Source organism: Mucilaginibacter endophyticus, from assembly GCF_003351025.1.
GTDB lineage: Bacteria > Bacteroidota > Bacteroidia > Sphingobacteriales > Sphingobacteriaceae > Mucilaginibacter > Mucilaginibacter endophyticus.
In genome coordinates this window covers 45,117-59,566 of record NZ_QPCG01000009.1, presented here as the reverse complement: position 1 = coordinate 59,566, position 14,450 = coordinate 45,117, and the positions used below count along the sequence as shown (strand labels likewise).

Genomic DNA, 14,450 nt, shown 5'->3' with positions numbered 1-14,450 from the left:
CACATATATGTCAGTTGATTATGAATATGTAGTTGCAGGTATACAATTTAATATTTTTTGACATATGTTTGCATCCTATTTTGCAATTTTACTTTTATGGCGATAGCATACAGGCAGCGTATTGATGATGATACCGAGTTTGCACTCTGGCGTATTGAAGAGGAGGCTACAGACCTGTATAGCCAGTTACAACTTAATCAGCAGGAGAAAGATTTTGTAGAGAGCCTGAGCAACGGCAAGCGCCACCTGCACTGGCTGGGAACCCGTGTACTGCTGCGTAAAATGCTCCGTACCGACGAGTATATCGACTGCAAGGTTGATGAACATGGTAAACCTTACCTGGTAAACCTGCCTTATCATATCTCGTTAAGTCACTCTTTTGATTATGCAGCTGTAATGATCAGCAAAACGCATAAGGTTGGGATAGATATTGAGCAGATAAAGCAAAAAGTTGAGCGTATTGCCAACAAGTTTATGCGCAAGGAAGAATTGGCTTTTATAGGCGGCAGACAAAAAATAGAGCAGCTATATGTTTGCTGGTGCGCCAAAGAGGCTGTTTATAAATGCAACGGCCAAAAAGAAGTTTCCTTTGCCGATAACATTTTCCTTGAGCCGTTTCAGTTTGAGCACCATGGTGTGGTAAATGCACAATTACATAAAAAAACTAATGTTATCGATTATACTGTAGGCTATATGCAGTATGAAGATTATATGATAGGCTACGTAAAGGGCGAGTGATGAAAAACAAAAAAGTATTTTTTCAGGACTGGGGCCTGATCGATTACCAGCAAGCCTGGGATAAACAGGAATCTATTTTCAGCGAAACGGTTAAAACCAAAATTGAAAACCGCAACCGCGAAACGGCGTATGAAGCAGCAGCTAAAGATGGAGGTACCGGTGTAGCTTACGATACTATTGAGGCCGATGAAACTTTCAACTATCTTGTATTTTGTGAGCATCCGCACGTATATACTTTAGGCAAAAGCGGTAAGCCCGAACATTTACTGTTAGATGAGGAAGGCCTGAAAGAAAAACACGCCGTTTACTATCCGATAAACCGCGGTGGTGATATTACCTACCATGGTCCGGGTCAAATTGTATCATACCCAATCCTCGATCTCGACAATTTTTTTACCGACATTCACCTGTATTTGCGTACGCTGGAAGAAGCGGTGATCCTGACCCTGGCCGATTTTGGTTTAAAGGCTGGCCGGTATGAAGGATATACCGGTGTTTGGTTTGATGCCGATAATGAAAAAGCCCGTAAAATATGTGCCATGGGTGTGCGCTGCAGTCGCTGGGTAACCATGCATGGCCTTGCGCTTAATGTAAATACCGATCTCAGCTATTTTAAAAATATAGTGCCCTGTGGTATCGATGATAAGGCTGTTACTTCTATGCAGCAGGAACTTGGGCAAGAAGTTGATATTAATGAAGTTAAAAAAATCTTGAAACATCATATTTCCGTACTTTTTGGTATGGAGATATTATAAATGAAGGGAATAATTTTAAGTTTATTTACGGCGTTCGCATTATCGGCCTGTGCAGGCAAAAATACCCCTGCACCGGTTAGTTATACTCCCCCGTCAAAACCAATTACAGTGATACAGGATACCTTGACATACCTTGCCCTCGGCGATTCATACACTATTGGGCAGTCTGTCCCTATTGATCAGGCTTTTCCTAACCAACTGGCTACCCAGCTACAAGGTTTTAAAGTAAATGCCCCAACCATCATCGCCCGTACCGGCTGGACAACCGATCAATTGATCGAAGCCATTGATAAAAGCGATATCAAAAGCAAGACTTATGATGTGGTGACTTTACTGATAGGTGTTAACGATCAATACGGTGGTTTAAGCCAGGAAAATTACCGCGTTAAGTTTGAACAGGTTTTAAACACTGCTATCAAGTTCGCAGGCGGTATCAGGGAACATGTGTTTGTACTATCAATCCCTGATTATGGCGTTACACCTTATGCACATGGCAACGATGCAGTGATAGGTCCCGAGATAGATCAGTTTAACGATATTAACCGTAAAATAAGCAGCAGTGCTAAGGTTAATTACGTTGAGATAACCGGTATATCCAAATTGGCGGCACATGACCTTTCACTATTGGCAGATGACGGTTTACACCCCTCCGGTAAAATGTATGGGATGTGGGTGGATAAGTTGAAGGTAGATGTGGGGGCTATTTTTGCCAAAAAGTAGATGAGAAATAGGATTTAAAAAAGCGTCACTGCTATTGTCTGGTCGAAGTTTAGCGATAGCGTAACTTCGTCCTATAATAATGGAAGCATCCTGCTTTCGTAAAATATTTAGATATAGTTCAATAGTTTAAGCTGAAAGCTTAAACTATTTTAAGTCGAAGTTACGCTATCGCTAAACTTCAACCAGTGCTGAGTTTGATTATTCAATATCTTCTAACACTCCGGCAAACTAATCGGAATATTAATTGCCAGCCCGCCGTCACTTGTTTCCTTGTATTTCGAATTCATATCCAATGCGGTTTGCCACATGGTTTTCACTACGGCATCAAGGCTTACCTTAGCTTTTTCGGGATTGCTTTGAAGCGCCAGCTGTGAAGCAGTTATCGCTTTTATAGCCCCCATGGTATTGCGCTCGATGCAGGGTACCTGTACCAACCCGCCTATAGGATCACAGGTGAGGCCGAGGTGATGTTCCATGGCTATCTCTGCTGCCATCAATACCTGGCGCTGGGTTCCACCCATACACTCGGTTAAGGCCGCCGCTGCCATGGCTGATGATACCCCGATTTCTGCCTGACAGCCGCCCATAGCAGCCGATATGGTGGCACCTTTTTTAAAGATACTACCGATCTCGCTGGCCGTAAACAAAAAGTTGATGATCTTTTGTTCGGTATTGCCTTCGCAAAAAGCAATGTAATATTGCAGTACAGCAGGTATAACACCCGCAGCACCGTTTGTTGGTGCGGTAACTACACGGCCAAATGAAGCGTTTTCTTCATTTACGGCCAAAGCAAAGCAACTTACCCAGTCTAACGTATTTTTGAAGCTGTCGCCTGTGTTTCTGATGGCTGCAACCCACTCATCGTAATTGCTGTATTTATTATTGCCGATGAGTTTGGCGTTTAGTTTGGCGGCACGCCTTGCCACATTTAATCCGCCAGGAAGCTGACCGGTAGTATGGCAGCCACGATAAATGCATTCTTTTAATGCCCTGAAAATGTTTAAGGTTCCTGTGCGGGTTTCCTGTTCGCTGCGCCAGGCCAGCTCGTTTTCGGCTACAACTTCTGAGATCCGGAGCCCTGTTTTGATGCACCAATGGAGCAGGTCGGAAGCGGTATCAATAGGGAAGGGGAGATCTACCTCGGCTTTGGCCGGGCCGGATGCTCCATCTTTCACTACAAAACCACCACCTATGGAGTAATAAGTTTCTGACACAGCCTTGCCATTACTCAAAAATGCCTGGAAGGTTACCGCATTGGGATGATAAGGCAAGCTTTCATTGAACAGGAACAGCACATCATCTTCGGCATAAAAACTTATAGGTAATACGCCGCCCAGTATCAATTGATGTGAGCTTTTGATATGTGCAATTTTAGGCGTTACCTGGTCAACCTCAAAAGTAACCGGATCATCGCCGCTCAGGCCAAGCAATATGGCTATATCGGTACCGTGTCCCACGCCGGTTTTGGCTAAGGAACCGTATAATAATATTTTAACTTGCTGCACCAGCGGCAATACCCCCTGTTGCTCAAGCGACTGTACAAACTGTTGAGCGGCACGCCACGGGCCAAGCGTATGTGAGCTTGACGGGCCTATGCCTATCTTAAACATATCAAAAACCGAAATCTGTTCTCTTTGCATCAGTGTCAAAGATACTACAGTTAGTGTTATGAAAGAATAAAGTATATACTGTTACAAATAAGTATTTTGAGATAGGATTAAATAAGTTGAGGGCTAACGTTTAACACATAGTAATTGTGATCTTTCAAAACAGCGACTAAAAATTTGTACGAGGTAAGGTCATGAGGGATGCTTATGTCAAGCTGTTTGCATATGCGTTCGGCCATGCGATCAACAAAAATAATGTCAGCGGTTTTATTAAAATGATTAAGCACTTCGTGTATCAATGATATATCTGAGTCGGCAAGCATTACCGCTTCCGGAATTACCGGTTGGTAATCTTCTTCTATGTGTACAAAATTCAATGAATCAATACCAGTGCGCGTTTTTGTGCGTACCAGGGTTGTGTTTGCTACTATATCGCCAATGCGCTGTTTATTTTCGGTAACGGCAACAGATATAATAGCGCCAATTTGTAGTGTTAACCCAAAATCAACCAATCTGAAAATATAACGTAACAGATATTGTCCTAAGCGCGGGCGGCCACCGTCAAGGCTTATTACCTTAATTTTCATGATGTATTTGCCTAAGCTTTGCCCGTTGAACAATAGCTCGGTAATGATGTCGTAAAAGCCATAAAAAATCAAAAACAATATTTGTGGCAGCGTGAAACTATAAAATACAGAGGGGTGATAATGTGATCCGTTTGTCCATATATAAATCAGATATACAGCAAGATACAGGGCGTAATCTATCAGGCGGGCCAGTATCCGTTCGCCAAGACCTGCTACCTCATAATCGATATCAATATTCTGTGCTGTTTTTATCGCTATTGTTTGCATACCTAACAAATATAAGTTTCAGTAATTAAATTAAATTGATTGCCAATTACTTTTTTGTTGTTATTTTAAACAAAAAATTATACCTGCAATTTAATGAGAGAGGCTTTATTTATTAAGCAGCGAACCGGGAAGTGGAAAGAGTTTGAAAACATCCCCACCAATGATCCGGATGTTTTAGCAGAGCAGTTTATTATAATTACCGACGACCTTGCCTACTCTAAAACCTTTTATCCAAACTCAGGTACAACCAAGTACCTAAATGGTTTGGCGGCACGTTTTCATCAATCCATATATAAAAGTAAAAAAGAAAGCAGGAACCGGTTTGTTCAGTTTTGGATGCTGGAGTTGCCGCTGGTATTTGCAAGGTACCGCAGGCAGCTGCTTATCTCTTTCATTTTCTTTATCACCTTTTGTTTGATAGGGGCTTTATCCGCAAAATATGATAACACTTTTGTAAATATGATTATGGGCGATGGTTATGTGAACATGACCAATGAAAATATAGCCAAAGGCGATCCTTTTGGGGTTTATAAGGATCAAGATCCCTTTTTAATGTTTGTTCAGATAGCCGAAAATAACCTGTTTATAACCGTGTTAACCTTTGTGGCCGGTATGTTCTTTTCTGTTGGTACGCTATTTCTGCTACTAAAAAACGGGATCATGCTGGGCTCGTTTCAGTATTTTTTTATAAGCAAAGGACTCGGCCTGCAGTCGATACTGGTAATATGGATCCATGGTACCCTTGAAATATCCTGTATCATTATTGCCGGGGCAGCAGGCCTGATATTAGGGAACAGCATTATTTTTCCAAAAACATACAGCCGCCTGGTTTCATTAAAAAAAGGTGCTGTTGATGGCCTTAAGATCACGATGGGTATATTACCTATTATCGTAATGGCTGCCATATTTGAGAGCTTTGTCACCAGGCACACAGAAATGCCTAAGTGGCTTAGCTGTTTTATATTGCTTGCATCTTTTGCATTTATTGTTACCTATGTTGTAATTTACCCCTTATATTTAAACCGCAAACTAAACCGTCACAATAATTAATGATCCCGAAAATTACATTAAGGCAGTCGCGTGATTTTGGCGAAATTATCAATGATGCCATAGTTTTTATTATCCAAAACTGGAAAGGACTATTAAAAGCATATGCCATATTATGTGGTTTTTTTATAGCCGGAAATATACTGTTCTCTATTTTACTTCAGTTTAAGGTAATTAATACACATAAAGAATCATTAGGCGGAAGTGGTTCATACATCAGGAGCCCGTTTGGCATCGAATATTTTATGGTGATGATATTCGGCTTCCTGAATATTGTTGCGTCAACTTTAACGGTATCAAGCTTCGTGGTTATCTATAACCAAAAAAAGGGCGAATTACCAACCGTGCATGAAGTGTGGGGTTATTTTAAATATTATTTCTGGCGAGTGTCCGGCTCTATGCTGCTACTATTTCTGATGGCAATTCCTACTGCAATTATATGTGTGTTACCTGCCGCGGCTATGAGCCTCGTAAGCCCGGTAGCCGCGGGTTTTACCGGCCTGATATGTGTAATGGTGCCTATGTGCTATTTTATGACCGTATTAAGCCTGTTTTTCCCTATCATGATTGGCGAAAATTCCAGTTTTGGCCGCACATTTGGAAAATGCTTTAAGCTTATAAAAAAGAAATGGTGGAGCACCTTCGGGGTTATTTTCGTTATCATTATCCTGGTTTACACGGTTTATTTGCTTTTTGCTATACCTTCCTTTATCGTCTCGGGCGGAACGTTAACATTTTTACCATATAATGTATCATCTGTTGTGGTGATTATTTATTGCATTTGTATGAGCGTTGTACAAATAGTAAATATTGTGCCGGTTACCGGCCTGATGGTAGCTTATTATAGCTATGTAGAAGATAAAGAAAGCATTGGCTTGATGGAACGTATCATGACGCCCCTGACCCCGGATAAGGACGATGATGAAGCTGCTAAGCTAAAAGAAGAGTATTGATATGCGCCGCCTTTTCTTAGCCTTAACGTTTATTATTTTTTCCGTCGCCTGTTGTTTTGCTAATGACAACGGAAAGAAATCGCCGGAAAAAAAAGCCCCTCCGGCCGTATTGAAGATTGATACCGCACAATTACCTGCTCGGCGACACTTTAATGAAAAGAAAATAAACAACTATCTTAAGGATAAGGAATTTATATATAACAAGGATGATTTGCCGGGTGAAACACTTTGGAACCGGTTCTGGAGATGGTTTTGGCAAATGATTGACCGCAAGTTGTTTGCAGCTGCCGGATCGCGGAGGTTTTATTTTTACCTTGAAGTGGCTATTGGTGTTGTATTCGTATTGTTTATACTTTATAAGGTAACCGGCATCAACGCCATATCGGTTTTTAGAGGCAAAGCGCGTGATATCCCTTTTACCTATTCCGAATCGATAGAAAATATTCATGAAGTAAACTTTGATGCCGAAATAGAAAAGGCTATTACCGGTCATAATTATCGCCTTGCAGTAAGGCTGCTGTACTTATACAGTTTAAAGCAGCTTAATGATGCCGGGATCATTAACTGGGAGGTAGGTAAAACTAATATGGCCTACGTTAACGAATTACCCGAAGGTGAAAGAAAGCGGCTCTTCAGAATACTAACCAGGCAGTTTGAATATATATGGTACGGCGATTTCCGGGTAGATAGTACGTCGTTTACAGAAATAGATACCCTTTTTAAGCAGTTTAAACAAAACTTAGGATGAGGGATTTTAAAGCGTACATATTTATTGCTTCATTGATATTGGTGATTTACCTGGTAGCCCAATATCAGCAACCGCAACCCATTGATTGGACGCCCTCTTATTTAAAGGAAGCTAAGATTCCCTTAGGGAGCAAAATATTATACGATCGTTTACCGGATATTTTTCCTGGTGCTAAGGTGAAAAACTATCGTGAGCCCATGTATAATGTGCTTCATGATCATAAGGTAACCAATGCAACTTATATCATTATCTCTAATTACGCAGCTATCACAACGCCCGATTTTGATAAGATGATCCCTTTTATTAAACAAGGGAACGATGTATTTATCTCATCTACATCTTTTGGGGATACACTATCCAATAAATTTAAATTGGAAACCAATATCAATTACGAGGTAAGGGAACAGCCCGATACACTTCATTTTACTAACAGCGGGCTTGATCCTCATAAAGAATATATTATAGAGAAAGACCTTCGCGGAGAATATTTTAGTGCTTTTGATACAGCAAAGGCAATTTCGCTGGTGCAGAATGCGCGCAATCAAAGCACCGTCTTAAAATTCAATATGGGAAAGGGGGCTTTGTATTTAAGTACCGACCCTAATCTTTTTACCAATTACAGCCTTTTGAAGCCCGACGGCGCGGAGTTCGCAGCCAAAGCATTATCATACCTTAAAAACAATAAAACCATCATTTGGGACGAATATTATAACATTGGCCGGGATGGTGAAGAATCGGAATTCAGGGTGCTTTTTGCTAAGGAGCCATTACGCTGGGCTTACTTCATTTCGCTCATAAGTGTTATTGTGTATGTACTTTACCAGATGAAACGCCGGCAGCGTATCATACCCGTTATTACACCGCTTGAAAACAGTACCCTGGGTTTTGTGACCGTAGTAGGCCAGGTTTATTATGAGCGCCGCGATAACAGCAATATAGCACAAAAGAAGGTAGCCTATTTGCTCGAATACATCAGGCAGAAATACAGGCTGCAAACCAATAAAATTGATCAGGAATTTACGGCAACACTGGCCAGCCGTGCCGATATGGATATTGAAGAAACACGCGAAATGGTTGGTATTATCAATTATATCTTAAGCCAGGCACCTATCTCTGATCAGGAACTTATTAAAGCAAACCACCTTATTGAACAATTTTATACACGATCCAGGTAAATATGGAAAATGAATTTTTTGAACAACGTACCGATCTGAGCAAGCTTAGCGCTGCAGTAGAACAGATAAAAGCTACACTCGGTACCATCATCGTCGGGCAGCATGAATCTATCGACCTGCTTATCGCAGGCATTCTGGCCGATGGCCATATACTTATTGAAGGTGTGCCGGGAGTAGCTAAAACGCTTACCGCAAAACTTATTGCCAAAGCCATCGACGCCCAATACTCGCGTGTTCAGTTTACGCCCGATCTTATGCCATCAGATATTTTGGGTACATCGATATTTAACCCGAAAACCGCTGAGTTTGAATTTAAACGTGGACCTGTTTTTGGTAATATTATCCTGATAGATGAAATTAACCGTGCGCCTGCTAAAACCCAATCGGCACTATTTGAGGTGATGGAAGAGCGGCAGATAACTATCGACGGGCATCAATACAAGATGGAAGAACCATTTACGGTGTTGGCTACACAAAACCCGGTTGAGCACGAAGGTACTTATCGCCTGCCTGAAGCACAGTTAGACAGGTTTTTGTTCAAAATAGAGGTGAAATACCCAACGCTTGAAGAGGAAATTGCCATTGTAACCCAACAACACCAGCAAAAAACTGCCGATCAGCTAAACCATGTGGCTCCTGTATTATCGGCAGTTGATATTAATGAATTAAGGAAACAGGTGAGGGCTTTGCATGTTGAGGATAAACTGATAGAGTTCACCGCCAAGGTAATTCACGAAACCCGTAACAATAAATCGTTGCAACTCGGTGGTTCGCCACGTGCCTCATTAGCTATTATTAATGCTGCTAAAGCTATGGCTGCAATCAACGGGCGCGATTTTGTTACTCCAGATGATATTATTTATGTGGTACCGCCCGTGCTAAGGCACCGTATTATGCTTACACCCGACAAGGAGATGGAGGGCATAACCCCGGATATTGTTATAGCCCAGATGATTCAAAAAATTGAAGTGCCACGCTAACCCAGGGTTGTGAAAAAACTGTTTGGTTTAATTTATAAAAACCTGTTTTTAACCGGTAGACTATTTACCGGACTTGGGGTGTGCGCGCTTCTGTTTTTGCTCAAATTCTTTTTTCCATGGCTTGGTGTTATTCCAGAGTTGTTTTTCTGGGTGCTGATCATCCTGTTAGCGATTGATTTGTTAATGCTGCTGAAAACAAGCAAAGGGGTATTCGCAAGGCGGATTACTCCCGAAAGATTGAGCAACAGCGATGAGAATGAGTTGAGCATTTATATCGAAAATCGTTATGCTTTCAATATAAACGTAAGCATTATTGATGAGATCCCTGTTCAGTTTCAAAAGCGCGATGTCTGGTTTGAAATTGCTTTGAAACCCAACGAGCGTAAACAGATCAATTATATGCTGAGGCCTACCCGCCGCGGCGAATATGAGTTTGGCTGGATCCGTGTTTTTGTAAAATCGGCCCTGGGTTTGATTGAACGCCGGTATAATTTTGAACAGACCGAAACGCTGGCCGTTTACCCATCGTTTTTACAGATGCGCAAATATGAGCTCATGGCCATTTCAAACCGGTTGACCGATATCGGCATAAAAAAGATCAGGCGTATTGGCCATAGTCTTGAATTTGAACAGGTAAAAAACTATGTGGCCGGAGATGACTATCGCACCATTAACTGGAAAGCCACAGCCCGGCAGGGAAACCTGATGGTGAACTCCTTTGTTGACGAAAAAGCGCAGCATGTATATTGCATAATTGATAAATCGCGGGCAATGAAAATGCCGTTTGAAGGCATGAGTTTGCTTGATTATGCTATTAATGCCAGCCTGGTGTTATCAAACGTTGCCCTGTTAAAAGAAGATAAAGCCGGATTGATCACCGTAGCGGAAAAGATTGGCGCAGTTGTACTTTCAGATAGTAAATACACCCAGCTAAATAAAATACTGGAGGTGTTGTACAAAGAGAAAACCGATTTTTTAGAGACAAACCTTGAAGCGCTGTACGTTACCGCGCGCAGGGTTATTAAGCAACGGAGCCTGATCGTTTTCTTTACCAATTATGAAAGCCTCTCGGCCTTGCAAAGGCAGTTGCCCTTTTTAAAACGAATAGCCAAATTTCACCTGCTGCTGGTTGTGTTTTTTGAAAATACAGAATTACGTGCCCTGAGCGAACAACCGGCAAACAACGTTGAAGGTATCTACATAAAAACCATAGCCGAAAAATTTGCCTACGACAAAAAGCTAATGGTAAAAGAACTGGCCAGTCGCGGCATTCAATCCATACTGACAACCCCTCAAAATCTTACCATCAATACGGTGAACCGCTACCTGGAAATAAAAGCAAAGCAGAAACTCTGAGAATTGTAGAGTCAAGATTCAAGATTCAAGAGCCAGGAAGTCAAAAGTCGAGAATTGAGAAGCTAAGAATTGTAATGCATAAAAAAAGCCCGAAGAGAATTTTTCTTTGGGCTTTGTCTTATTAGTTCTTGTTTCTCGAATCTTGATTTCCTGATTCTATGCAATTATTTCTTGTCTCTTGAATCTTGACTTCCTGATTCTGCGACGCCTAAAACCCCGGCTTAGGGAAATTTACACCGCCTGCTGCAAGTTCTTTAAGCATTTGCTCCTGCAGGTTGATCTTGGCGTTTAGGAAATTAGCCGGATCAACCCAAACGTTGATGGTAAACCTTACACAATCATTGTCGAGGCTGATAACACCTACGCGCGCGGCTGGTTCATGCAGAATATCTTTACTGGCGTTTACAACATGTGTCATGATAGCCTTTGCCTTCTCCATATCATTACTATAGCCCACACGCATCTCAAAATCCAGGCGGCGGCGACCTTCGCGGGTTACGTTAACAATAACTTCATTAAAGAGCTTACCGTTGGGGATAATAACGGTTTTATTATCGGCGGTGATCAATACGGTATAAAACATCTGTATAGATACCACCCGGCCATCCTGTCCCTGGGCAACAATGCTGTCTTCAAGTTCGAAAGGTTTTAACAACAGGATAAGTACACCACCGGCAAAGTTTTGAAAGGTGCCCGATAGGGCTAAACCCGCCGCTACCGAAAATGCGCCAATAATGGTGGTGAAAATGCTCATCTCCAGCCCTATGATGTTCATTACCCAGATAATGAGTAAAACATATAATGCTGTAATGGTTAAGCTTAGGAAAAATGGTTGTAACGACGAATGGATGCCGCGCTTCATCATGCGCAAACGAAGCCTCGCACGCAAAAACTTAATAAACCATAAACCAATAAAAAATATGATTAGTCCACCTACATAATTGGGGCCGCGGTTAATGAGCCAATGGTGGAACTGTGTGTAAAATTCGTCCAGTTTCATAACTGGGCGCAAAGTTAATAATTATCTGTTAACTGTACAGCGAAACGAAGAGCTCGGGGCCCTTGAATAACACCCATTCAACCAGGGTGCTTTGTATTTGTTTAGTTTTTTGAGATAGACGTTTCATGACCTGTATTATTCAAATCCTGTGCCTGATTTGGGCTGTATCGGATTTGTTATGCAAATTTATGCTTTTGCTGAAGCGCAAAATTCAAAAGTTAATCAAATGATTGATTAATGACTGTTGCTTTACCTTTCTATGACTATAACAACCTGTTTTAAAGAACAAAACCCTGTCTGCAAAAACAGACAGGGTTTTGAAAAGTATGTATTTTGGTACACTCTGCCAATTGGCGGAATGCAGGGTATATTACATCATACCGCCCATGCCGCCACCCATTGGAGGTGCGCCAGCTGGAGCATCTTCAGGATCATCAGCCAATACAACTTCAGTGGTTAATAGCATTGAAGCGATTGAAGCAGCGTTTTCTAAAGCTACACGACCTACTTTAGTTGGGTCGATAACACCGGCAGCAATCAGGTTTTCGTATTTATCGCTACGTGCATTGTAACCAAAGTCGGCAGTGCCTTCTTTAACTTTTTGCACAACGATTGAACCTTCGATGCCAGCGTTTTCGCAGATCTGACGAAGTGGTTCTTCGATAGCGCGACGGATAATCTGGATACCAGTGTTTTCGTCTTCGTTATCACCTTTAAGGTCAGCGATAGAAGCAACCGCACGGATGAAAGCAACACCACCACCAGCTACGATGCCTTCTTCAACAGCGGCACGTGTAGCATGTAAAGCGTCGTCAACACGGTCTTTTTTCTCTTTCATTTCAACTTCAGTAGCAGCACCTACGTAAAGTACAGCAACACCGCCAGATAATTTGGCTAAACGCTCTTGTAGTTTTTCGCGGTCGTAATCAGAAGTAGTAGATTCAATCTGTGATTTGATCTGGCTTACGCGGCCTTTGATCTCTTCTGCAGAACCTGAACCATTGATGATTGTAGTATTATCTTTGTCGATAACGATTTTCTCAGCAGTACCTAAGTAGCTAAGATCAGCGTTCTCTAATTTGTAACCTCTTTCTTCAGAGATCAAAGTACCACCGGTAAGGATAGCGATATCCTCTAACATAGCTTTACGACGGTCACCAAAGCCTGGAGCTTTAACAGCAGCAACTTTCAGTGAACCACGGATTTTGTTAACTACCAAAGTAGCTAAAGCTTCGCCGTCAAGATCTTCAGCGATGATCAATAATGGTTTGCCGGTTTGTACTTGTTTTTCAAGGATTGGAAGCAATTCTTTCATTGAAGAGATCTTTTTGTCGTAGATCAGGATGAAAGGATTTTCTAACTCAGCTTCCATTTTATCAGCGTTGGTTACGAAGTAAGGAGAAAGGTAACCACGGTCAAACTGCATACCTTCTACAGTTTTAACTTCAGTTTCAGTGCCTTTTGCTTCTTCTACAGTGATAACACCGTCTTTACCAACTTTTTCCATTGCTTCAGCAATTAACGAACCGATAACCTCGTCGTTATTTGCAGAGATAGAAGCAACTTGTTTGATTTTGTTGTTGTCTTCACCAACAGTTTGTGACTGAGTTTTCAGGTTTTCAACAACTGCAGCGACAGCTTTGTCGATACCGCGTTTCAAATCCATTGGATTTGCACCGGCAGCAACGTTTTTAATACCAGCAGTTACAATAGCCTGAGCTAAAACGGTAGCAGTAGTAGTACCATCACCTGCAATATCGGCAGTTTTTGAAGCTACTTCTTTAACCATTTGAGCGCCCATATTTTCAAGAGCGTCTTTTAATTCAATTTCTTTAGCTACAGTAACACCGTCTTTAGTGATAGCTGGTGAGCCAAATTTTTTGTCGATAATTACGTTACGGCCTTTAGGACCTAAGGTTACTTTTACTGCGTTAGCAAGGATATCAACACCGCGTTTAAGGGCGTCGCGTGCTTCAACATTGTATTTAACTTGTTTTGCCATGATTTTTAATTATTGAATTATTGATTAGCGAATGATTGATTTGATTTCGCATTCAATAATCTATTTTTTTAATTTCTTTGATTTTAAACCAGCGGTTTGAACAGGAATGTTTCACTAATTCAACAACTCACTAATTCACTAATTGATTAAAGAACTGCGTAAATGTCTGATTCGCGCATGATTAAGTACTCTTTACCTTCATAGGTAATTTCAGTACCTGCATATTTACCATATAAAACCTGATCACCAACTTTTACGGTTAAAGGCTCGTCAACTTTTCCCTGTCCTACAGCAACGATAGTTCCACGCTGAGGTTTTTCTTTAGCAGTATCAGGAATGAAGATACCTGAAGCGGTTTTCTCTTCGGCTGCTGCAGCTTCCACTACAACCCTATCGCCGATAGGTTTAATGTTTAATGACATAGTTATAACTGTTTTATTTTATTTAAGTTTTCAGCCCGATACGCAACATCAATTATGCCAAGCAAGCATTATGGCAAGTATTGACAGGCTAAA

The 14,450-nt window shown here is 41.4% G+C and carries 14 protein-coding genes; 9 read left to right on the top strand and 5 right to left on the bottom strand.

The annotated features are described in order from the left end of the window. The first annotated feature begins 96 nt into the window (after positions 1–96). The 3 genes from DUL71_RS27505 to DUL71_RS27495 are packed head-to-tail and all read left to right on the top strand — an operon-like array spanning position 97 to position 2,213. Positions 97–738 carry a 4'-phosphopantetheinyl transferase family protein gene (locus DUL71_RS27505; RefSeq protein ID WP_114941045.1) on the top strand — a complete coding sequence of 214 codons (642 nt, stop codon included), beginning with the start codon at positions 97–99 and terminating at the stop codon, positions 736–738. Then, positions 738–1,493 (top strand): lipoyl(octanoyl) transferase LipB, encoded by a 756-nt coding sequence (lipB, locus tag DUL71_RS27500; protein ID WP_114941044.1) that lies wholly within the window; start codon positions 738–740, stop codon positions 1,491–1,493. The genes DUL71_RS27505 and lipB overlap by 1 nt, the downstream gene beginning before the upstream one ends. Then, on the top strand, positions 1,494–2,213 hold the full coding sequence (locus DUL71_RS27495) for an SGNH/GDSL hydrolase family protein (RefSeq protein ID WP_114941043.1): 720 nt from the start codon (positions 1,494–1,496) through the stop codon (positions 2,211–2,213). It abuts the gene before it with no gap. A gap of 212 nt (positions 2,214–2,425) precedes the next feature. Here DUL71_RS27495 and DUL71_RS27490 read toward each other — a convergent pair whose 3' ends face one another. Together DUL71_RS27490 and DUL71_RS27485 are read right to left on the bottom strand one after the other, a co-directional pair. After that, positions 2,426–3,853, bottom strand: a complete 1,428-nt coding sequence (locus DUL71_RS27490; protein WP_114941042.1) for an L-serine ammonia-lyase — start codon at positions 3,851–3,853, stop codon at positions 2,426–2,428. A gap of 77 nt (positions 3,854–3,930) precedes the next feature. Then, positions 3,931–4,674 (bottom strand): RDD family protein, encoded by a 744-nt coding sequence (locus DUL71_RS27485; protein ID WP_114941041.1) that lies wholly within the window; start codon positions 4,672–4,674, stop codon positions 3,931–3,933. Between the two features lie 93 nt (positions 4,675–4,767). On the opposite strand from DUL71_RS27485, the gene DUL71_RS27480 reads away from it, so the two are divergent. From DUL71_RS27480 to DUL71_RS27455, 6 genes are read left to right on the top strand one after another with little or no spacing between them, the layout of a single operon-like run. Then, positions 4,768–5,724, top strand: coding sequence for a stage II sporulation protein M (locus DUL71_RS27480; RefSeq protein ID WP_114941040.1), 957 nt, complete (start codon positions 4,768–4,770; stop codon positions 5,722–5,724). After that, on the top strand, positions 5,724–6,674 hold the full coding sequence (locus DUL71_RS27475; protein ID WP_114941039.1) for a hypothetical protein: 951 nt from the start codon (positions 5,724–5,726) through the stop codon (positions 6,672–6,674). The genes DUL71_RS27480 and DUL71_RS27475 overlap by 1 nt, the downstream gene beginning before the upstream one ends. 1 nt (position 6,675) lies before the next feature. Next, positions 6,676–7,422 carry a hypothetical protein gene (locus DUL71_RS27470; protein WP_114941038.1) on the top strand — a complete coding sequence of 249 codons (747 nt, stop codon included), beginning with the start codon at positions 6,676–6,678 and terminating at the stop codon, positions 7,420–7,422. Continuing rightward, complete coding sequence (locus DUL71_RS27465) at positions 7,419–8,597, top strand: DUF4350 domain-containing protein (RefSeq protein WP_114941037.1); 1,179 nt, start codon at positions 7,419–7,421, stop codon at positions 8,595–8,597. Before DUL71_RS27470 ends, DUL71_RS27465 begins: the two co-directional genes overlap by 4 nt. A gap of 2 nt (positions 8,598–8,599) precedes the next feature. Beyond that, positions 8,600–9,577: an AAA family ATPase gene (locus tag DUL71_RS27460; RefSeq protein ID WP_114941036.1), complete on the top strand. Its 978-nt coding sequence runs from the start codon at positions 8,600–8,602 to the stop codon at positions 9,575–9,577. Between the two features lie 9 nt (positions 9,578–9,586). Beyond that, positions 9,587–10,933: a DUF58 domain-containing protein gene (locus tag DUL71_RS27455; protein WP_114941035.1), complete on the top strand. Its 1,347-nt coding sequence runs from the start codon at positions 9,587–9,589 to the stop codon at positions 10,931–10,933. 208 nt (positions 10,934–11,141) lie between these two features. On the opposite strand, the gene DUL71_RS27450 is transcribed toward DUL71_RS27455, so the two are convergent. The 3 genes from DUL71_RS27450 to groES form a co-directional block, all read right to left on the bottom strand. After that, on the bottom strand, positions 11,142–11,933 hold the full coding sequence (locus DUL71_RS27450; protein WP_114941034.1) for a mechanosensitive ion channel family protein: 792 nt from the start codon (positions 11,931–11,933) through the stop codon (positions 11,142–11,144). Between the two features lie 370 nt (positions 11,934–12,303). Next, a complete protein-coding gene (groL, locus tag DUL71_RS27445; protein WP_112568781.1) occupies positions 12,304–13,935 on the bottom strand; it encodes a chaperonin GroEL in 1,632 nt (543 codons plus the stop codon). 146 nt (positions 13,936–14,081) lie between these two features. Next, on the bottom strand, positions 14,082–14,357 hold the full coding sequence (gene groES / locus DUL71_RS27440) for a co-chaperone GroES (RefSeq protein WP_022834050.1): 276 nt from the start codon (positions 14,355–14,357) through the stop codon (positions 14,082–14,084). Positions 14,358–14,450: the final 93 nt, after the last annotated feature.

Coding starts and splice junctions, on each gene's coding strand:
- DUL71_RS27505 (WP_114941045.1), top strand. CDS start 97: ATGGCGATAGCATACAGGCAGCGTATTGATGATGATACCGAGTTTGCA.
- lipB (WP_114941044.1), top strand. CDS start 738: ATGAAAAACAAAAAAGTATTTTTTCAGGACTGGGGCCTGATCGATTAC.
- DUL71_RS27495 (WP_114941043.1), top strand. CDS start 1,494: ATGAAGGGAATAATTTTAAGTTTATTTACGGCGTTCGCATTATCGGCC.
- DUL71_RS27490 (WP_114941042.1), bottom strand. CDS start 3,853: ATGCAAAGAGAACAGATTTCGGTTTTTGATATGTTTAAGATAGGCATA.
- DUL71_RS27485 (WP_114941041.1), bottom strand. CDS start 4,674: ATGCAAACAATAGCGATAAAAACAGCACAGAATATTGATATCGATTAT.
- DUL71_RS27480 (WP_114941040.1), top strand. CDS start 4,768: ATGAGAGAGGCTTTATTTATTAAGCAGCGAACCGGGAAGTGGAAAGAG.
- DUL71_RS27475 (WP_114941039.1), top strand. CDS start 5,724: ATGATCCCGAAAATTACATTAAGGCAGTCGCGTGATTTTGGCGAAATT.
- DUL71_RS27470 (WP_114941038.1), top strand. CDS start 6,676: ATGCGCCGCCTTTTCTTAGCCTTAACGTTTATTATTTTTTCCGTCGCC.
- DUL71_RS27465 (WP_114941037.1), top strand. CDS start 7,419: ATGAGGGATTTTAAAGCGTACATATTTATTGCTTCATTGATATTGGTG.
- DUL71_RS27460 (WP_114941036.1), top strand. CDS start 8,600: ATGGAAAATGAATTTTTTGAACAACGTACCGATCTGAGCAAGCTTAGC.
- DUL71_RS27450 (WP_114941034.1), bottom strand. CDS start 11,933: ATGAAACTGGACGAATTTTACACACAGTTCCACCATTGGCTCATTAAC.
- groL (WP_112568781.1), bottom strand. CDS start 13,935: ATGGCAAAACAAGTTAAATACAATGTTGAAGCACGCGACGCCCTTAAA.
- groES (WP_022834050.1), bottom strand. CDS start 14,357: ATGTCATTAAACATTAAACCTATCGGCGATAGGGTTGTAGTGGAAGCT.